Origin of the sequence: Mesorhizobium sp. L48C026A00, from assembly GCF_000502375.1 — a bacterium.
GTDB classification, from domain to species: Bacteria; Pseudomonadota; Alphaproteobacteria; order Rhizobiales; family Rhizobiaceae; genus Mesorhizobium; species Mesorhizobium muleiense.
Map to the genome: position 1 here is coordinate 21,266 of NZ_AYWU01000018.1, position 20,348 is coordinate 41,613.

Below are 20,348 nucleotides of genomic sequence, written 5' to 3' on the forward strand. Positions count from 1 at the left end.
CGCGCACGTTATATGCTGGGCGTTGCGTTCAGCCCGGTCGTGGGCTTTGGGTCGATTTGGCGGCCTTGTCGTCTAGGCTGTTCAACCGAGGGCTTGCGGTGACATCTCAGGTGAAGAGATTTCCAATTGTGGGCGTCGGCGCGTCGGCCGGCGGCATTCCTGCAATGGAGGGCCTGTTCAAAGGCATCACCGGCCAGCCCGGCATGGCGTTCGTCATCGTCACCCATCTCAGCCCCGAGCGCGAAAGCCTGCTTCATGAGGTCGTCGGACGTTACACGCAACTCCCGGTTGTCGTCGTCGAGGACAGCACCACTATCCTGTCCGACCACGTCTATGTGATGCCGCAAAACGTCGTTCTCACGATCGAGCGGGGAGTGCTGCACCTGCGGCCATCCAACGTGCTCAGCCGCGAGCGCAAGCCGATCGATATCTTTTTTAGCGCGTTGGCGGAGGATCAGGGCGAATATGCGGTTGGCGTCATTTTGTCGGGCGGCGATTCCGATGGCACGCTTGGCGCCAAGGCGATCAAGGAGCGTGGCGGACTGACGGTCGCCCAGGCTCCCGACGGCTACGGTCCGCGCAACCCGGACATGCCGAAAAGTGCGATCTCCAGCGGGCTGATCGACATTGCGGCGCCGGCGGAGGAGATCGGCGCGAAGCTCGAGGGGTTCGCCCGCAGCTTCGACATGCTGAACGGCGTTGCCGGAGACGGCGAGCACGAGACGGCAGAACTGGGTCGGCTCCGCGACGAGATCTACGGCATTCTGCAGGGCCAATCCGGCCACGATTTCTCAGGCTATAAGACCAAGACATTCCTGCGGCGCATCAAGCGGCGCATGCAAATCGGACAGCTTGATTCCATTGAAGAGTATGTTGAATGGCTGAAGAAGGACCCTCGCGAGGTGGCGAACCTTTTTCGTGACCTTTTGATCAACGTCACCGATTTTTTCCGTGATCCCGACGCGTTCAAGCTGCTCGAGGAGAAGGTCGTACCGCAGCTGTTCGAGGGCAAGACCGCCAGCGACGCCGTCAGGATCTGGGTGCCTGGCTGCGCCACCGGCGAGGAGGTGTTCTCGATCGGCATGCTGTTGCGCGAACACATGGAGACGCTTTCGGTTGTGCCGCGCGTCCAGATATTTGCGACCGACATCGATGAGCCCGCGCTTGCGGTGGCGCGCGCGGCGCGTTACCCGGCGGCATTGCTGCAGGGCGTCTCGCCCGAGCGCAGGCAGCGTTTTTTCAGCAGCGACGGCGAGAGCAACGTGCTTGCCAACGAGGTCCGGGAGCTGTGCGTCTTTTCCCCTCACAGCGTCGTCCGCGACCCGCCGTTTTCACGCATGGACATGGTTTCATGCCGCAACCTGCTGATCTATTTCGGCTCGGACATCCAGAACCGGGTGATTCCGATCTTCCACTACGCGCTGAAGCCGGGCGGTTATCTTTTCCTCGGCACGTCCGAAAGCGTCGGCCAGCACGACAACCTCTTCGCCACCGTCGACAAGAAGCAGCGCATTTTTCAGGCGCGGGAACATGCCTCGCCACACATTAGGCTGCCGATGCTGATCGGCGATGGCCGTTCAGGCGCCTTCCTGCCTGAAGGAACGGGGCCGAACAAGCGAACCGCCAGCTATCCGCTTCGACAGGCGGTCGAGGCACAGGTGCTGGAGCGTTTCGCGCCGCCGCATGTCGTGGTGAATGGCGACGGTGACGTCGTCTACTATTCGGCGCGGACCGGCCGATATCTCGAAGCGCCGCAAGGCATTCCGAGCCGGCAGGTGCTGACTTTGGCCCGCTCCGGGATAAGGCTCGACCTGCGCGCAGCGTTGCGGGAAGCCGCCACGACGCGCCGCACTGTCGTGCGCGAAAATGTCGTCGTCGATGAGGACGACGAACAGGCCCAGTCGATCAAACTCACTGTCGAGCCCCTGGCGGAACGCGGCAAGGGCGAACGGCTTTATCTCGTCCTGTTCGAACCGACGGGGCCGGTGCAGGCGCGGTCCGATGTTGGGCCCGAAAACCGTAGTAGCGAAGGCACTGCTGATCTCGAGCGGGAGCTGCGCGAAACCCGGGAGCGACTGCAGTCGACGATCGAGGAGTACGAAACGGCGCTGGAAGAGCTGAAATCGTCGAACGAGGAACTCGTCTCCGTCAACGAGGAGGCGCAGTCGACCAATGAGGAGCTTGAGGCCTCGAAGGAGGAGATGCAGTCGCTCAACGAGGAGCTCAACACGATAAATTCGGAACTGACCAACAAGATAGAAGAGCTCGACCGCGCCAACAGCGATTTGCGCAATCTGTTCGAGAGCACGCAGATCGCAACCATCTTCCTCGACCGCAATCTGGTGGTGCGGACCTTTACGCCGGCGGCCTCGTCTTTCTTCAGCCTGCGTCCCTCCGACGTCGGCCGGCCGCTGACCGAGCTTTCGAGCCAGCTCGACTATCCCGAGCTGAAACAGCACATCGATGCTGTCTTCGAAACCGGGGAGACCCTGAACCATCATCTGGCGCGCGACAATCGGGGCCGGTTTTACATGGTTCGCATCAATCCGTATCGCGACAAGGACAACAGGATCCAGGGCGTCGTGGTCACGCTGGTCGATGTCACCACCTTGGCCGAGACGGAAGAGCAAAACCGGGTGCTCATTTCGGAGCTGAACCACCGCGTCAAGAACATGCTGGCGGTGGTCGCCAGCATCGCCAACCGCACCCGTGAAAGTTCGGAATCGAAGGAAGAGTTCGCCGAAGCGCTGATTGGTCGCCTGCACGCCATGTCGCGGGCTTACGGTCTGCTGTCGAAGGAACGCTGGAAAGAAGCTTCGATCAACGAACTGCTGCATCAGGAGCTCGAGCCTTTCAGCATTGACCGGTTCGAACTTGACGGCGCTGAAGTGAAGCTTAGCCCGCAACAGAGCCTTTCCCTTAGCATGGTGATTCATGAACTGGCGACCAACGCCGCCAAATATGGCGCGCTGTCGACGCCCGAGGGCAGGGTCGTGCTGAAATGGTCTGGCGACGGCGATGTTTTCACGCTCACCTGGTGCGAGCGACACGGGCCGCCGGTCAGAAAACCTGAAGTCAGCGGCTTCGGACTTTCCCTGCTGCAGGGTGAGATCGGCTACCGGCTTGGCGGAAACGTCGAGACCACCTTCAACCGTGACGGTCTTGAGGTCCAGATCACATTCCCGATGCTGCGCAAGGAGACGCCGTGACCGACCCGCTGCGCGTTCTGGTGGTCGAGGATGAATGGCTCATCGCCGAGGACATCGCTGCTTGTCTGCGCGATTCGGGACATCAGGTGATCGGCCCCGCCCCTTCGGTGGCGGCAGCCCTTCGTCTTATCGGCGAAAATCCTGTCGACGTGGCGCTGCTGGATGTTCAACTGCATGGCGAAACGAGCCTGGCGATCGCAGAAGAACTAAAAACCCGCCATATTCCGTTCGCGTGCCTGACCGGCTTTGGGCCGCGCGATGTTCCATCCGCGTTCGCCAACGCTAGATTTGTTCGCAAGCCGGCAGATCAGGCGGCCATTCTCAGAGCCTTGGCGGAATTGGTCCCGACGTCCTAGCTCGTTGCCCTTCAGTCCAGCGGCTTTTCGGTCGGTCGCGGCGTGGCGCCTTGCTGGCGCGGCCGGCCGGCATTGCGGTTGGCCACCGGATTGTCCAGCGGAGCGGTCGAGGGCTTCGAGGCTCCCGCGCTTTTCGGCGTCGGTGGCCTGGCTCCGGCATCCGTATCGTCAGCATCCCGCCTTGGACGTCGCAAGCCAGCGGCATTTGCCTGCCGGATTGCCGGTTTCGATGTGGTTTTCTTGTTGGCCATGATGTCTCCTTCCTGCTGCGACGGAAACAACGGAGGCTTCGTTCACCGCTCGCAGCCCTGCGTGTCAACCGCCGGCACGGTGCGAAGTTCCACGACCTGCCGCTGGATGGGAACCATTTTCGATACTGGCTGTTCGGCTCGCAGGAAGGAGCCGGACATGGAGCGACGTAACGCCATACTTTCGCTGGTGATAGCAGCGATCATCATCGTCGGCTTTCTCATCGGCTTTTTGTATGCCGATATGGGCTGGCGCACCTCGCCACTCGAAAGAGCCCAGGAGCAAAACCAGGGTGGGAACGCCCCGGCCGACACCTCGCCTGCCGCGGGCATCGAAAAGAACCCCCAAGAGAATACCGAGATGCCGGATCAGCAATAACCGCGATCTTTCCGGCAGGAACCGGGCAAGCTGGATGGTCTTGCCCAGAACCAATGGCTGTATCGCTGGTGATATCGGACTTACGGTGGCTGCTGGTACCCGGCTGCCAACGCCGCGGCCTCTTCCCCCGTCGTTGAAACCCCTCCTGCTGATGTAAGCGATTTCTGGCATTTGCGTATCGGCAGCACGGCGTGCTCAGTCTCCGGAGACGAGAGCCGGCCGATCCTGCTGCTTCTTGCCAACGCATCTTGGTTGGCCCTTGCTGCGAGCCACTCTGCCCGCTCCCGCGGCAAGCCGATAAGGCAAATACCAGCGAAGTGCGCCGGCACATCCACCGTCGTGTCGAACACGGCCCATGTGTTGGTAGGCTCCTGAACCGGCAAAAACCTCATAACAGCTCCTGCTAATATAAAGCACGAACTTACGGACGAAGCACTGTTCCGGCATCAACCAAACGAAGGAGAATTTTTCGTTTTGCCACGCTGCGGCGCGCTGAGCCTCGCAAATTGATCCACACCGTCTGTATCGCGGCTGCGACGTGGCCGAAAATAGATCTCGACGAGCGAACGCATCCAGGAGTCCGCCATGCGGCGGCGCTTTTGCGTGTCGGCGGTCCGCCTTCAGTGCCCCATCTCGCGGCGCCTCGGCGTATCCCTTGGGGAACTGTCAACTGGCCTTTGGAGCGCTGCTCGGGACCAGGAATCCACCTTTTAGCAACTCCAGGGCGTCGAGCGCCTCCTCATCCAGCAAATCTGTCAGAGCCACCCCTTCTGCGAAGACCACCCTATCGTCGTCTATGTCGTAGACCTCCCAAAGCCCTTCCTTGTTCCGTCGAATGGCGTGCCGATGCTCCATAAGCAGACGCTAATTGAGTCGCGGAAATGGTGGCTAGGAAAAATCAGGGGCAGGCCGACATTAGCAGTGGAAAACCTCAGGCGCCCTGACGCGTGATGCGTGTGCGAAGCCAAGGGTATGCCGGCCGCGCGTGGCCCGAGGGGACCAAATCGACCACGGGCAAATAGTTGAGAAACCTTTTGACGATCATTGCGGACACTCGGGCTCTGATGTAATTTAGGGACCGATCAAGTGAGGAATATACCGCTGTCGCGACGGCTTTTCTCTCTTTTCTGTCTCGGCAGATAGCATGCTCTCTAACGGACCTTGGCACTGCAAGCTGTGTTCTTGTGGTCGCCAGGTAACGACGGTTAAGGGATTTGCCATGCTCCGACGTTGCGGTTTCGTTGCGGCCTTGATGCTCGCAAGCGTCGCGACTTTCGACGCTTCTGCAGTCGAACGAAGGGTCGCCTTTGTAATCGGCAACTCCGATTACCAGGAAATCTCGGCCCTCAAGAACCCGGCCAAAGATGTGGTGGACGTGTCCAACACGTTTCGAGCGGCTGGTTTTGATGTTTTCGTTGCGAGCAATCTTACAAAGCTGCAATTTGAAGATCAGTTCCGCAACTATCTTGCCGCCGTGGACGGCGCCGATGTCGCTGTCGTCTACTATTCCGGCCACGGCTTTCAGATCGGCGGCGAAAATTTCCTGATCCCAGTCGACGCCTCGTTGAAAGATGCGGCGGACGTCGAGGTCCAGGCAATCAAGCTGAACGATGTGCTGCAGCAGATGCGTTCGAAATCGAAGATCCAGGTGATCATCCTCGATGCCTGCCGCAACAATCCATTCCCTCGCAAGGACTATTGGCTCAGGGACCAGCTTCTTACTGCCAGCGGCACCGGCCTTGCGCAAGTAAGAAGCTCACTGAACACGCTGATTGCTTTCGCCACCGAACCCGGCGCGGTCGCCTATGACGGCGCCGGCGACCTCAGTCCTTTCTCATCGGCGTTTTCTCGTCGCGCGCTCGCCCCGAACCAGGAGATCCGCACGGTCATGTCGGCCGTCCGCCGGGATGTGGTTGAGGCTACCAAGGGCCTGCAGGTTCCCTGGGAGAACTCTTCGCTGATCGACGAAGTCGTTCTGATGCGTCGCATCAGCCGCCCATCGCTGCCGCCGGTATTGGAGAAAGTCGTGCTGTCCGGGGCAGGCCCCATCGATCTGGACCTCCCGGAACCGGTCCAGGTCGATGGCGGGACAATAACCGTCAGCATCGAAAGACCTCCCGCCTTGGGACGCCTGATGCTGGACGGCAAGGTCATCGAGGCGGGAGACCTGATCCAGGGCAAGGATTTGCCGCGTTTGCAGCTGGATGTCCCCAAGGGAACTGGCGAGCCGGAAGAGATGGATATGCTGGCCTACGCCGCACGCGACAGTTGGGGCGGCGAAGCCAAGGGCATGCTGGTGTTCCGGGTCAAGAGCGGCGAAGGAGCCGAGGGCGAACAGGTGATGGCCTCGCTCGAAGCCGAGCAGAAGCAGCAGGTGCTGCAGCGCGGCATTCATGTCACCGGTGCGGCCGAGGCGATCGAGAACCGGGACGTCGACGTTCCGGTCGGCGTCGGCGCCGTTGCCCTGAACCTCGACGTCCCGACAGACGATGCGGCGGTCAGCCTGAAAGTCACAAACTATCCGGCAACGGGGACGCTCTCCCTGCCCGATCGCACCCTGTCGCCCGAATCGAGCTTGACGGTCGGCGAAGTCGAGGGGCTGCGCTATGAACCCCAGATCGGAGCCAGCGCACCGGTCGAGATCGGCTTCGAAATTCGGGCGGACACCGGCGCAGCCAAACCCGCCAAAATGAAACTGTCGCCGAGCGTCGATCCGTGCGACCTGGCTGCCGGCGAACCTCTCGACCTTCAAGGCGTCGTCCCCGGCCTGCTGCCAAATGAAATCGGCGCCGACGCGGTGAAGCTGTGCGAGGCTGCGGTGAAGGCGTATCCCGATGTCGCCCGCTTCCGTTATGAACTGGGACGCGCGCTGCTTGCAGCCGGCAAGGTGGACCAGGCCAGGAAAGCCATACAGCAGGCCGCCGACAGGGGGCATGTGCGCGCGGTGTTCGAACTCGGCTACCTCCATGCGACGGGAACGGGCCAGGCTGTCGACCGCAAGCAGGCCAACACCTTCTACGCCGCTGCGGCCGACAAGGGCGATCCCTATGGGATGACGTCGTGGGGCCGTGCCCTGTTCCATGGCTACGGCGTCGAGAGCGACACCGACAAGGGGCTGGACCTGCTGCTCAAGGCGGCATCGATGGGGCACACCTATGCCATGAACGATCTCGCGGCGATCTTCACCGAAGGCCGCAACGGCGTGCCCGCCGATCAGGCCCGCGCGGTTGCCTTCCTGGAGGCCGGCGTCCAGCGCCAGGACATGTATTCGATGAACTTGCTCGGTCGCAATTACCTCAGCGGCAGGGGCGTCGAAAAGGATCCGAAGGCTGCGCTGGCGCTTTTTCAGAAGGCCATCGACCTCGGCCAGCCCTATGCGCCGGCCAGTCTTGCGCGCATGTACCGTGATGGCGTTGGCGTCGAGCAGAACCTTGATGAAGCCCAACGTCTGTTTGAACTGGCAACCTCGCGCGGTGACCAGTCCGGCGCCTACGACCGCGCGGCTCTCGAGATGCAAAAGGGCGACAAGGCCGATCAGGCCGTCGCCGTGCGTTTCCTGGCATTCACAGTTGCGCTCGATCTTCGCAATGAGCTGCCTGACGCCCGGGCGACGTTGGCGCAATTCGGGGCCAAGCCGAAAGCGGCGGCGTTGAAGCAGCTGCGTGGGGAACTCAAGTCGAAGATTCCGTTGAGCGGTTCTGTCGACAAGCAACTGGTCAAAGTGGCAAGGGCGGTCTGGGAACAAGCCAATCCGCGTCGGGATTTGTTCTGATCAACAAGGAGGCAATGGTGGGCAGAAATCTGAAGCAGGCAGCAATCGGGATAACTCTGTCCATAGCCTTGGCGGGGGTCACGGGCTGCACATCCTGGCCACCCCTTCAACCGACGCCGCTGGTGGCGACACCCACGCCGGCGCCGAAGGTCGTTCGCAGAGCCGCGGCGCCGCGGAAGGTCGTCAACCCGGCTCCCAAACCGGTGGCCGCCAGGAAAGTGGTCAAACCGGTCGCGGACGAGCCGGCTGCCCCACCTCCCGTAATCATTCCTTCTTCGGGAGGAGGCGGGGGTGGCGGGAACAGCGGAGGAGGAGGAGGAGGTGGCTGGGGAGGATAGCGTTGAATGGCTGCTGCAAGTAAGCCAAACAACTAGAGCATTCCGCAGCCAAGTGGGTTCACTTGGCGTCGCAGGAATGCGGCCAAATCAAACAGATAGAGCCGGATTCTCGTTCAATTGAACGTATGCCGCTCGCGGATCCGGGCTACGGTCTAATTCGCATCCGCTGATTGGCGCAGCGCCTCGATCTCTGCCATCTGGATGCCCATTTCGACAAACGCGGAAAGAACTGAAAAGCGGTCCTCCAACGCAACACGTGCCAGTCCGGCCAGAACCCCCGCACTCACCGCGCGGGCGGCTGGCGGCAAGGCTGGCGCCGCCTCCACAGCTGAACCGTTGCCATGCCGTCCTGCAGCCAGGGCAATCCAGGCGGCCGGCGTTGTTGGCGGCATTGCCGCAGCCTTGCTCACGTCCGGGCGATGGTGAGGGCTCTCCGGTTCGCTGACCCAGTCACGAACAACCGCGAGCAATTCCTGATCCCTGCTGTCGAGCAGAACGGTGAGGTGGCTCAGGCATTCATGGGCCCACCACACCGCAGCCCGCTCGGGAAGCAGATAGGCACAGAACGTAATCGCCTCCTCTGGCACCCGCCCGGCCAGCAGGGCGCGGCAAAATTCGATTGAAGGCTGTTCGGTCGGAAGTGCCACCATGTCCCTGGAAACGGCGGGGCAGGCCATGAAAAGGTCCCGTGCCGTTTTGAATCGAAGCTCATTGGCCATGGCGCCACGCTCTCCCAGGGAACAATCGACACTGAAGCCCTGGATACGGGGCGGGTCAAGTCTCCAGTCCCTAGTGGTGAAAATCTGACGGTTGATACCCAAATCGAATTGCAGCAATGGGTGGAAAGTTGCCCCACAGCAGGTTTAACCTGAACGACAGGATTGCGCGCCAGGAGCCGACATTCCAGCTGAACCACTGGGCACTGGAGACGTCTCTCACCGACTGGCCGTAGGTAACCGAGAACATGCATAGGGCGCGCCCGTGCCTGAAGTGCTTATCAACTCTGGTCTATAAAGGCCTCGAGATCGGCTGCGACGCGTTGGGGCCGTTCCCAATTCGGACAATGTCCGGTCTCTGGGTAGCTGAGCAGTTTGGATCCTCGGATCGCGGTCACGAGGCGATCCTGATCGTTTCTGGAAAAGAGCACGTCGCGTTCGCCCCATATGAGGAGCGTCGGGGTGACGATCCGAGAAAGTTGATCCGTGTCATCGTAAGCGAGCAAACCGTCGAGCACGCCGCGCCAACGCCAAGCCGCCAGCTTCAGGCTTTCGGCAACGATCCGTTCGAAGAACGATTCGGGGAGGGGTACGTGCGCGGTGCTCGCCTGAAAATCGCGGGCGAACTCCACCGGCACCGGGTCTGGTAGCTCCATCAGTGTGGCTTGAACCTCCCGCGTGACCGGAGTGGCGGCCGACACACCAGTGCCGATCAAGACCAAGCGTGCGACTCGTTCGGGATTGGTGATCGCGACGTGTCGCGCGACGAAACTTCCGAAAGAGTGTCCGACGATGGTGGCGCGCTCGATGGAAACAGCGTCGAGAAACGCGACGGCATCAGCGGCGAATTCGTCGATCCCGTAACCGGCATCCAGCGCTTCCGAGTCACCGAAACCTCGCTGATCCAGGACAAACGCATGAACCCGATGCGACAGCAACGGCAGAATACTGCTGAACGAGAACCAAGAGTCCGGCCACCCGTGCAGAAAGAGGATCGGATCGCCCTCAGCATTGCCCTGTTCCGCGTAGTGAATCTGTGGACCCGTCGCCAGTCGAACAGTTGCGAATCGCAGGTCTCCCATCAACCAAACTCCGCTTTCTGAGTTGAAATTGCCTGCCGGCCGCACATCTTCGGGGCGTTTGCCATGTCGCTCTTTCAGCCGAGCGCAACCCGCTTACCAACGGCTGCGCCTTCTTGAATATGTGTCACACCTTGGACCGTGCTGCTCCCATTTCGCAACATTCGCACCACTCCAACGGTTGGAAGCTGCTGCGGTCGGCAGTTCCGTCTGACATAATCCGTTCTTGTTTCGGCAGTTTCGCTGGATCGACGCCAGAGTGTTTCGTTTGTTTCAGCAGGACACAGAGCTCGCATGTCGCGCTACCATCGCGCAGCGGACGCGTGGTCCCTCGGCCTAACAGTCGCTCACAATCTTTGGCGTGGAGGCCGAGTACCGTATTGACTTGATGAACGGCGGTGCGCCTCGACCGGATTTTTGGCCGGCAGCCCTGCGGGAAGTGAAATCCCCCTCCGGTCAACGACCGGAGGGAGAAAAATCCCCTGCGGGAAAGGCCCGTCACAGCCGCTCCAGCGTCAGCGTGGCGGGGTCGCCACGCCAGGCTTTGGCGAGCTCAGCGGCGGCCTTGGCCTCGGCGCCGGTGTCGCGCCTGGCCTTTGCCGTTTCCTTGAGGCCGAACAGCGCCCAGGCGCTGCCGCGTGCCTTGTCGAGCGCGGCCCGGAACTCCTTCTCGGCCTCTTCCGGATGGCCGGTACGCAGCAGGGCAGCGCCCAGCGACTGCCTCACCGGATAATACCAGTAGGGCGGCTCCATGTAGGGGATCGTTTCCTCGACCTCGGCGGCCTTCCTCCAGATCGCCACGGCGCCCTCCAGGTCACCGTCGGCCTCGGCCGCGCGTGCCCGCACCGTTGCCTCAGCTACCTGCAGCACGGCCAGCGCCGGGATTCCCCAGGCGTCATGGGTCGACCAGTCGGTCTCCGCCGCGATGCGGTGAATGGCGTCGGCCTCGGCGCGCGCGGCGCCAATATCCTTCTTTGCCGCCAAGGCGGCGCCGCGCATATAATGCTGGACTGCCTTCACATAGGCTGGCGCGTCCGCCTGCACCGGCTTGGCCAGGACCATGTCTGGGTCGCCGTATTGCGCCCAGGCGAAATAAGGCGCCGCCTTGACCGGCTGCACGATCGGGATCGCAGCGGCGATCTCGTTGGTGAGCAGCGTGTCCAGCTTCTCGGCCTGGTCCAAGACCGTCGGCGCGTCACCCAGAAGCTGCGCCGAGACCATCACGAAGTGGACATTGTGAGAATAATAGCCGATCGGGTAGACACCGACCGCACCGGTATCGGCAATGTAGGTCTCGTCGACCTTTGCGGCGGCGACGTTAGATGCGAGCGAGTCGGCGTAGCGGCCGACCCGATGGTAGATGTGGCTCGGCATGTGGACGATGTGCCCGGCACCCGGCATCAGCGCGGCGAGTCGCTCGGCATAGGGCTCGGCCCGCTCCGGGCGGTCGGAAGCCTCCACCAGATGGATGTAGAGGTGAATCGCCCAGGCATGGTCGGGCTTTTTCGTCAGCACGGCTTCCAGCCGCTTCTGAGCGTCAGCTGTGCGGCCCTTCGGCTCCTTGCCGCCGGGCTGCCAATAGTCCCATGGCTGGGTGTCCATGGCCGCTTCCGCCGCGATCATGGCGAGTTCCAGATCGTGGGGATATTTGTCGGACAGGGCGGCCATGGTATCGGCGAAGGCCGCATCGAGGGCTTTGCGATCCGCGTTGGGATCGTCCGAGTAGCGGGCGGCGACGGCATCGATGAGGCCGCGCTCCTTGTCGGTCGCCGCTGAGGCGAGCGACTGTGCTTTTTTCAGCGCGGCGACGGCCGGTGCGTTCGCGGCAGGGTCCATCGGCACGTTGATGTTGGGTCCGAGTACAAGTGCTTCGCCGAGGAAGCACATCGCGCAACCCGGATCGAGACGCTGCGCCTTGCGGAAGGCGCGACGCGCCTCGGCGTGGTTGAAGTTGGCGGCCTGCCTCGGGCCCTGGTCGAAAAATTTCTGCGCGTCTGGGTTCTTCGTGCTGATCGGCCAGGTGAGCGTGCCGAGGTTGTCCCAAAGCGGCGGCTCGGCATCCTCGTAGGCCTTGACCGCCTCGGCGATGGGCGATTCGAGCGGTAGCGTCGCGGCGACGCAGTGCGCCATGGACAGGTCCTTCGGGAGCGGCACTCGCGTGGCGGCGGCAAGCTGAATTCTGGCCGGGCCGCCGGCCGCATACGCGATGGCGCCGGCGCCGAAACCTATGACTAAGAGTGTGGTCCATCCCGCGCCAGGCAGGAACTTGCGCAATTTCATGTGAGCCTCCCATTGATTGCGGGCCGCGCCGGCGTCACGTTCTGGCGGCGCGCTCCCGCTTGCCTGGAATCTACGCCCCGGATGTTTCAGTCGTTGTTCTTGAGCGGTGCTGAAATGTTTCGATTGTATCACAATGCTCATTCCCCCTTGGGTTAGAAACCGTGCGACGTCGTGTCGGCGAGACTCTATCTTTCATGGGCGCCTCCGAGATGGACGTCCGGGCCAATACCTCTCATGTAAGTGCCTCGGTCGAGGTCTGCCTTGCCCGCACCCGGCACGTCCGCCGACCAATTCGGCAGGGCCCGCGCGATGTCTTCACGACTAGCAAGATGCAACTGCCCCCCACTATGCTCGACGTTTATTGACAGACAACCGCTTCGCAATTTGGTATTGTCCGCAGTCGATGAAATCGATGCTCAAGACAGGAGTAACCGTTATGCGGTTGGGCAGTTTAGCCTTCGTGTTTACGGTCGCGTTTTATTCGACCCACGCTTTTGCTGATCCACTTCAGAAATCAGAAGACATCGTGAAGTTTTTTGACGCGGCGAGCGAGCTCGGCCCGCCGCGTGGAATTTGCGTCGGCACCGAGGAAGAGTGCAACAGCAAGAACAAGGCAGCGCCTGCCGAAAAAACCAGCCTCGACATGCTGATCAATTTCGGCCTTGATTCTGCGGAACTCGATGCGACTGCGCGTGCTGAACTGGACGAGTTCGCCAAGGCACTGAAGGACAGCCGACTGAGCACTCTGAACTTCGTTGTCGAGGGTCACACCGATGCAACCGGCTCGGAGCGCTACAACGAGGGGCTGTCGGAACGCAGGGCCAGATCGGTAACAACCTTCCTCACCTCCAACGGCATCGATCCTGCCCGCATCAAAGCGACAGGCCTGGGCGAAGCGAGCCCGCGCAACCCCAATCCATTCGATCCGGTAAACCGCCGGGTGGAAATGCGGATAAGGACCGAGTAGCTGGAGCGGGTGTGCTGGACTAGTTTGCAGTCAAATGGAATCACTTGCGACAGCACTCCGGCCAACACCCCCTCGACCGTCTTGGCGCTGCGCGCCAATCCACCTTCTTCCACAAGGGGAGAAGGCAAGAGCGCGCTATTACCGCTACGGTTGCAAACTCCGGTCGCCGACGTAAGCGATTTGGCTCCCCCTTCTCCCCTTGTGGGAGAAGGTGGCCGCGAAGCGGCCGGATGAGGGGNACCATCGTCACGCAAATCGCCGACATTCGAGATTGGCTCCCCCTTCTCCCCTTGTGGGAGAAGGTGGCCGCGAAGCGGCCGGATGAGGGGTGTTCCAGCTTGGCACCGACAGCACTCCGGCCAACACCCCTCAACCGTCTTGGCGCTACGCGCCAATCCACCTTCTCCCACAAGGGGAGAAGGCAAGAGCGCGCTATTACCGCCACGCGTAGCAGAAATGCGGCTAAAACAAATAGATAGAGCGGGATGCTGGCTCACAGCGCATTCTGAACGGAACTCACCATAGCCGTGATCGCCTGCTTGTATTTTTCGAACTCGGGCGATGTCTGCCGGACTTCCGTTGTTGTCGTTGTCTGTTGGCTCACTTCAACCATCGCCGGGCTCAGCTTCCGCCCCATTTTCCTTTCGGCCCAGCTCACGACATAGCTGGCGGACTTGCCGGTGAGAAACGGGTTGGCCTGAATGACGGCCGATCCGAGCACGGCGCTCAATTGCGCCGAACCCGGCGACGACAACACTTGATGGGCGCCTTCCATCCCCAGGAAATGACAGAGATAAAGCCGGCCGGCCGTGATCTGGTGGCCGCGTGCCCGAAGATAGGCTTCGCCTTCGCGCGCCAGATTGCTGACCATCTCGCGCGAGATGGTGGCGTCAAAACGCAGAGCGAGCAGGTCGGCGGTTGACAGTGTCCGCGCCAGTTCCGGGCGGTAGGTGTTCATCATCCGGATCCACGTCTTGGTTATGAACTGACCGGCGCCGGTCGCCGAAGAAAGTGGGTTCTTGGCGCGGGCCTTGCCGCCACTTTCGACTTGAACGATACGCTCGGTCAGCGTTTCGACGGCGGAAGCGTCCGTCGCGACTGCCGTAACCGTGCCCAGCGGATCGATCGCCTGCCCATTGCGATAGAGTTCGAAATGCAGGTGCGGCCCGGTCGAAAGACCGGTGGTGCCGATATAGCCAATGATATCGCCTGCCTTCACCTTCGCGCCGACACCGGCCTTATCAGCGAATTTTTGCATATGCGCATAGCGCGTCTCGCTGCCGTCCCCGTGCGAAATCTTCACCAGGTTGCCGTAACCACTTCCATCGCCCTGAAAGACGATTTCGCCGTCGAAGGCGGCGGCTATCGGCGTGCCCAGCGGCGCCGCCCAATCCACGCCCTTGTGGATACGAACGGTTCCGAGGATTGGGTGCTTGCGTGGGCCGAAAGTCGAGGTCATGACCCCGTTGACCGGGGTGACCATGCCGTTGGCCACTGTCAGCGAGCGAACCTGATCGTCGCCGCTGACGCATGCAAACTGGCCGTCGGTCTGCTGGAACACGAAACAGTCGAGGCTTTTTTCGCTACCCTGGACGCCAACATACAGCACCCGTCCGGCCGTCTCTTCCTTGCCACGCGGTTTTTGCGAATAGATCAGGACCAGACGCTGGTCTTCGCTGGCGAAGGCATCCAGATCCTGTCCTCGCGACAGATACATGATCGCTTCTCCGATCACGCCGGTTGGAACCTTGTTGCGCGCTGCTGTCGAGTAGATCGCGTCGAGCAGCCGGTATTGCCTTTTGTGCGTGCCTTGCGCCTGTGCGCCCGAGTAGTTGAACAAATCTTCGCGGACCCACGGGTCGACACCAGACACAAACACACCGGCGGCATTGCGCGTCAGCGTACCGACAAATACGTTCCTGGCGTAGATCGAGACCTGCATGAGGGACATGGTTGTCGTATCGCGCGTCGGCCTGAAACCGCGCATGGCGACGACATGACCTGGCTCAAGGCTCTCCCGATTGAAAAGCGCCTTCAGGGCTTCGCCTGCCAGCCTGGCATCCTCGGCGGAGAAATGCGCATCGAGCGCAACGCTGTCCAGGCTGCGGTCGTTGAGGATCTTTACGAAAATGTCCTCGGTAGCCTCGTATCGTTGATGTTCACTGATGACATTTGCAACGCTTGTGTTGTTTTCGATCTGGGTTTTCTGGAACGCGGGAAGGGCTGCCTCACCTGAATCGATTGTTTCGCCCCAACCTGCTTCGGCATCCCCCTGCGGGTCCGAAGCAACCGGAGCCTCGTTTGGAACGGGCGGTGGCTGAACGTCGTTTTGCAGATCGTCGGATGGCGCCGGCGCGGTCTGTCGCTGCGCCTGGAAGAATGCGAAATCTTCTTGCGTGGACGGTATCGTCGTCATGAACTTTTCGCTGGCGCTAAGCATCACGTCGGACAGGATTTCGATCTGCGGAGAAACGCCGGCCTGATCGAGTTCTGCCGGGCGCGGGATCACCTGGCTTTTTGTCGCGCCGCCGGTGTCGGGCGCAAGGGTGATCCACATCGGGTCGCCTGCGAGATCGATGATGGCAGGCACATAGACGGATGCGTCGGCCGGCACATCGTCGGTTCCCTCGACGGCCTGCAACTCCTCATCCTCGTCGCCAAACGACCAATAATCCGCAGTGAGATAGAAGCCGGCAGCGATCGACAACAGGGCAACCACAGCAAGGCCGGCAAGCAGCCTGCGCCAGAGCCTGCGTCTGCGCAGGGCGGCGCGGGCCTGCTTTTTCAACTTGAAGCTTGTGTCGATACTGTGCGTCACGGATTGCTTCCGGTCAGAAAGAAGGTCCACCGCGCCTGTTCAAGCGTATCGACTTCGAGAAATCGTGCGGCGATATGGCCGCGCTGCCAGCATTCATCGATGCCGCGTATCGAGAAACGCCGCCGGTCGATGCACATTTCGGTCGACCCGGTCAGGGTCGCATGGCCAAAGACGTCCGTTGCATAGATGTAGATGTAGCGGTTCGAAAGTTCCTCGCGGATGACGTTGACGCACTGATTTGCGCCGATGGTCCACCAGCCATCGGTCTGGTCGGCATTGTCGACTTTTTGGCCGACAGCGAGATTGACGACGTCGAGCGTCTGATTGCAGACGGTGAATTCGGCGCGCGCTTCGTGAGGCGACAGGAGAGCCAGCAATGTCGCGCCCAATATGACCGCAAGTCTGATACGGCCGCTCGGGGCAAGCAGGCCGCGAAGCCGGTCACGCTGATTGTTGGGCGGCACAGCGGGCAGGAAGGAAAAGCGCGAGCGGCGGTGGGCCATCGGCGTCCATGCTACCCGCCGAGCCGAAAATACTTTGCCGTTGCGGAGTACTCAGCTCGGTTGGCGTCGATCTCGTCGAGAATTTTGGGCAACAGCAGCGCGGCTGGTGTCGGCGCAGAGAACGCCGCAGCCTGAATATCCTGTGGGCCCGTGATCACCATTATGATCTGCGGCACGACCTTGCCGGCCGCCTTGTCGGCTGCGCCGAGATCGATCGGGATGTTGAAGGTGGCCTTGCCGGCTTGCGCCAGCATAAGATCGTCGAGGCTGAATGCCATGCCCCTGTGGTCGATCAGCAGCACGCTGGAAATCAGGCCGCCCTGCGTCACCAGCGTGCCGCCGATCGGCGAGCCGCTCGGCACCGTCGTTCGATCGAGAACAAGCTGCGGCTTGTCAGCCGGCATCTGGTCCAGAAAGCGCAGAAAGTTGGTGACTTCGCATTGAGCCGGCTCAATGAGGCGGACGCTGATGTCCGGTTCGACACGGAATTTTGCCTGGAAATCGGACAGCATTCGTTCGAACGGCTGGATCTCCGTGCCCAATCCTTCGATTGCGGCGGCGGCCTCGGTTGCCGACGTCAACGTCGCATAGAAACAGTCGCCGCCGTTGAAATCCCGCACCCAGGAGACCCGTTGCGCAGCGGGGTCGAGGGCATTTTTCGGCGGCAGTTTTAGGTCCGGTTTCGGCACGTTCAAGGCAATAGTGGCTTCGCCCGGCTGTTTGCCTGCCGCCGTCTCTTCCTGCTGCCGTTTTTCGTTCGCATCATCCGTCTGGCTTTCAGCCCGCGCGTGCTGGCTGGCCGGCTGATCGGGCCTCCGGCTCTCCATAATTTCGGGCCGGACCGCTTCGGGCGGCGAGGTCTTGTCGGCCGGCGGCATTGGCGCGACCTGGATGCGCGGCGGGATCGGGGCTTCCTCGGTTGGCGAAAGGACTTCGGCGGGCCGTGTCGGCTCCAAGCTTTGATCCGCCGCGGCATCTGCCCGATTTTCAGCTGGCGATGGCGCCTCGGCTGCCGCCGGCTCTGAAATGTCCTCGGATGCCGCCGGCTCCGGGGTTTCCTCGGTTGGCGAGAGGACTTCGGCGGGCCGCGTCGGCTCCAGCCTTTGATCCGCCGCGGCATCTGCCCGATTTTCAGCTGGCAACTGCGCTTCTTCTGCTGCCGGCTCCGAGATTTCCGCGGATGCCGCCGGCTCCGAGCTTTCTTCCGATGCCAACCGCTCCGGGGTTTCCTCGGATGGTGAGAGGACTTCGGCGGGCCGTGCCGGCTCCAATTTTTGATCCGCTGCGGCGCCTGTCTGACTTTCAGTTGGCGGCGCAGTGGCTTCTGTTCGTGACTGCTCAGGTGCAACTGCTTTTGCCGGCTCATCGCCCGGCGAATTTGCCGCGCTGTCCGTCGGACCCGGTTTGGATGCTTTTGGCGACAAGAACGCTGTGTCGCCGGCGGTCGGCGTGGAAGGCGCCATCACGCCGCTGAGATAAACGCCTGCACCCGACGCGACAGCCAATGTCGCCAGGACAGCGATCGCGATCGATCGGGTCCTGGCGGACTTTGCCGGAACCTTTGGCAAGACCGCCCGAGCAGGACCGGCAACTGGCGACGGCCTTGGCTCGGACAGAAGCGCCGGCCGGACATGCGGAACGAAGCGCTGCTCACCGGCAGCCGCCGGAGGCTGACTTGCCATCTTGGGGCCGGCAAGCCTGGGGCCGGGAAGCTTGGGGCCAGGCGCGGCGGTTCCCCCCGTTCGCAGCGTCCGGTCGCGCGGTGTGATCGACGCTGGCGGCCTTGTCTCCTCGTCCGTGTCGTCACGTGTCGCCCTGGCGATATCGGCCATGCTGATCGGCCGGTCTTGTGGATCCGGCTGCAGCATGGCCTCGACAATTCCACGAAAATCGGCGTCGATGTCGGAGAGGTCCGGAACGGTGCGGCGTTTTTCCACGATCTCGAATTGGGAGCCGCTCATGTCGATCGGTTTCCCGCGCAGAGCAGCGGCCAGCACCAGGCCCAGGCTGTAGATGTCGGATTGCTCGCTGACATCGCCGCTGTACAGCCCGAGTTGCTCGGGAGAAACGTAGTTGTACTTTCCCGCGAACTTTCCGCCGATCAGCGTCTCGCCGCCGACGGTCGCCGATCGCGCGATGCCAAAATCGATGATCTTTGCGCGATCGACCCGGCCTCCCGGCAGGATGATGTTATCCGGGGAGAGGTCACGGTGTATTGCTCCCGCCTGGTGCACGGCGTTCAAGCCGGAAGCCAGACGATGGCAGAGCTTGCGCACGTCTTCCGTCGGCATCGGGCCACGTCGCATGATATCGAACAGCGATTGGCCGTCGACGAATTCCATGGCAAGGTAAGGGCGGCCGATACCGGGGTCGATCGTGAAGACGTGATATCGCACGACCGCGTCGTGCGACAAATGATTGAGGATCGTCGCTTCCTTGCGGAACAGCGACAGGATCGTCTGGTCACGGGCGAACTCGGGCAATACGATCTTGATGGCGACGTGGTCGCCGNTTGCGGAACAGCGACAGGATCGTCTGGTCACGGGCGAACTCGGGCAATACGATCTTGATGGCGACGTGGTCGCCGGTCTGGATGTTGTGGCCACGGTAGACTTCGCCCATGCCACCGAATGCGATCCGCTCGTCCAGTTCATAGATGCCGCTGAGTTGCGTGCCTACGGCTGTGGTGGCCATGTCAGGCGATATCCGCGTCTTGTCGTCGGCGCTCATCAGCCTCAGCCTACCGCTCTGGAAGAACCGGGATAGGCCCCATTGCGCCCGTCTCCGATCTTGACGAGCACGATCGTGACATTGTCCGTTCCCCCGCGCGCCAGCACCATTTGCAGCAGGTTTTCGCATGCCGCCTGAGGTGTCGCCGACACCGCCGCCGCCTCGATCTCGGCGTCTGTGACATGCGCTGTCAGCCCGTCGGTGCTCAGCACGAATATGTCGCCCGGCATGATTTCGCCTTGCTGGAAATCGATCACGATCTCGTCGCTGACACCGACCGCAAGCGTGATGACGTTGCGGCGCGGCCAGGCGAGCGCTTCGGCTGCGCTGATCATGCCCTTGTCGAGAAGTTCCTGGACTTCGGTATGGTCCTTCGAAATCTGCGAGATCGAGCCGTTGCGGATCAGGTAGACGCGACTGTCGCCTGCCCACAGGCAGGCAAACCGCCCATCCATCGCCAGCAGGGCGGCGACAGTGGAGCCAATGGTTACTCCGCGGGATTGCGATATCCTGCGGATTTCGGCGTTGGCCCGGCTCAGCCGGTCCTCGAAGCGCGCGCGCAGATCCGGTGCAGAGCTTGCAATGCCGATCGTTGCCAGATGATCGACAATGCTGGCCGAAGCGACTTCCCCGGCATCATGTCCACCCATTCCATCGGCTACCACCCACAGGCCGGTTTCCGGCTCGACCAGATAGCTGTCTTCGTTGAGCTCACGGACACAGCCTCTGTGGCTAACGCCGAAGCTTTCAAAGGGAAGGGCGACATTGTTCACTTTGCCACCAAGCGCTTCTCAAGCGTCCTCTGCGGCGCACCGTCAGGCGCTCGCTCGCGCCAGTTTGCCACAGGCTCGAACGTTAGAGTATCGAAATCAACGTCCGCCCATCTGTTGCCGATGGACAGCCGCCCCATATTTGAAAATTCAAGGTCATCATTGGAAAATTCAAAGGTCATC

14 protein-coding genes are annotated in these 20,348 nt (G+C 61.7%); 5 read left to right on the top strand and 9 right to left on the bottom strand.

Annotation, left to right across the window (positions count from 1 at the left end; genetic code table 11):
* Positions 1 to 110 precede the first annotated feature (110 nt).
* Together X738_RS67510 and X738_RS67515 are read left to right on the top strand one after the other, a co-directional pair.
* A complete protein-coding gene (locus tag X738_RS67510) occupies positions 111 to 3,209 on the top strand; it encodes a CheR family methyltransferase (RefSeq protein WP_373420441.1) in 3,099 nt (1,032 codons plus the stop codon).
* Positions 3,206 to 3,565: a response regulator gene (locus tag X738_RS67515; protein WP_023801272.1), complete on the top strand. Its 360-nt coding sequence runs from the start codon at positions 3,206 to 3,208 to the stop codon at positions 3,563 to 3,565. Before X738_RS67510 ends, X738_RS67515 begins: the two co-directional genes overlap by 4 nt.
* A gap of 11 nt (positions 3,566 to 3,576) precedes the next feature.
* Here the strand turns inward: X738_RS67515 and X738_RS67520 are convergent, their stop codons facing one another.
* A complete protein-coding gene (locus tag X738_RS67520) occupies positions 3,577 to 3,816 on the bottom strand; it encodes a hypothetical protein (RefSeq protein ID WP_023801273.1) in 240 nt (79 codons plus the stop codon).
* Positions 3,817 to 3,973: 157 nt separating this feature from the next.
* Between X738_RS67520 and X738_RS67525 the strand changes: the two genes are divergently transcribed.
* Both X738_RS67525 and X738_RS67535 read left to right on the top strand, forming a co-directional pair.
* The gene (locus X738_RS67525; RefSeq protein WP_023801274.1) at positions 3,974 to 4,192 is read left to right on the top strand and encodes a hypothetical protein; all 219 of its coding nucleotides are present in this window, start codon (positions 3,974 to 3,976) and stop codon (positions 4,190 to 4,192) included.
* Between the two features lie 1,252 nt (positions 4,193 to 5,444).
* Positions 5,445 to 7,964: a caspase family protein gene (locus tag X738_RS67535; RefSeq protein WP_023801278.1), complete on the top strand. Its 2,520-nt coding sequence runs from the start codon at positions 5,445 to 5,447 to the stop codon at positions 7,962 to 7,964.
* A 490-nt stretch (positions 7,965 to 8,454) separates the two neighbouring features.
* Here the strand turns inward: X738_RS67535 and X738_RS67540 are convergent, their stop codons facing one another.
* The 3 genes from X738_RS67540 to X738_RS67550 form a co-directional block, all read right to left on the bottom strand.
* Positions 8,455 to 9,021: a DUF6931 family protein gene (locus X738_RS67540; protein WP_023801280.1), complete on the bottom strand. Its 567-nt coding sequence runs from the start codon at positions 9,019 to 9,021 to the stop codon at positions 8,455 to 8,457.
* Between the two features lie 278 nt (positions 9,022 to 9,299).
* The gene (locus X738_RS67545) at positions 9,300 to 10,100 is read right to left on the bottom strand and encodes an alpha/beta fold hydrolase (RefSeq protein ID WP_023801282.1); all 801 of its coding nucleotides are present in this window, start codon (positions 10,098 to 10,100) and stop codon (positions 9,300 to 9,302) included.
* Positions 10,101 to 10,595: 495 nt separating this feature from the next.
* Complete coding sequence (locus X738_RS67550; RefSeq protein WP_023801283.1) at positions 10,596 to 12,377, bottom strand: hypothetical protein; 1,782 nt, start codon at positions 12,375 to 12,377, stop codon at positions 10,596 to 10,598.
* A gap of 436 nt (positions 12,378 to 12,813) precedes the next feature.
* Between X738_RS67550 and X738_RS67555 the strand changes: the two genes are divergently transcribed.
* Positions 12,814 to 13,344: an OmpA family protein gene (locus X738_RS67555; RefSeq protein ID WP_023801284.1), complete on the top strand. Its 531-nt coding sequence runs from the start codon at positions 12,814 to 12,816 to the stop codon at positions 13,342 to 13,344.
* Between the two features lie 493 nt (positions 13,345 to 13,837).
* Here X738_RS67555 and X738_RS67560 read toward each other — a convergent pair whose 3' ends face one another.
* The 5 genes from X738_RS67560 to X738_RS67580 form a co-directional block, all read right to left on the bottom strand.
* Positions 13,838 to 16,162: a M23 family metallopeptidase gene (locus X738_RS67560; RefSeq protein ID WP_023801285.1), complete on the bottom strand. Its 2,325-nt coding sequence runs from the start codon at positions 16,160 to 16,162 to the stop codon at positions 13,838 to 13,840.
* Positions 16,159 to 16,665, bottom strand: a complete 507-nt coding sequence (locus X738_RS67565; RefSeq protein ID WP_023801286.1) for a DUF1036 domain-containing protein — start codon at positions 16,663 to 16,665, stop codon at positions 16,159 to 16,161. Before X738_RS67565 ends, X738_RS67560 begins: the two co-directional genes overlap by 4 nt.
* A gap of 11 nt (positions 16,666 to 16,676) precedes the next feature.
* Positions 16,677 to 19,319 carry a protein kinase domain-containing protein gene (locus tag X738_RS81045; RefSeq protein WP_441295555.1) on the bottom strand — a complete coding sequence of 881 codons (2,643 nt, stop codon included), beginning with the start codon at positions 19,317 to 19,319 and terminating at the stop codon, positions 16,677 to 16,679.
* A gap of 81 nt (positions 19,320 to 19,400) precedes the next feature.
* On the bottom strand, positions 19,401 to 20,168 hold the full coding sequence (locus tag X738_RS67575; RefSeq protein ID WP_023801289.1) for a PP2C family protein-serine/threonine phosphatase: 768 nt from the start codon (positions 20,166 to 20,168) through the stop codon (positions 19,401 to 19,403).
* The gene (locus X738_RS67580) at positions 20,165 to 20,347 is read right to left on the bottom strand and encodes a hypothetical protein (protein WP_023801290.1); all 183 of its coding nucleotides are present in this window, start codon (positions 20,345 to 20,347) and stop codon (positions 20,165 to 20,167) included. Before X738_RS67580 ends, X738_RS67575 begins: the two co-directional genes overlap by 4 nt.
* Between the last annotated feature and the right edge of the window lies 1 nt (position 20,348).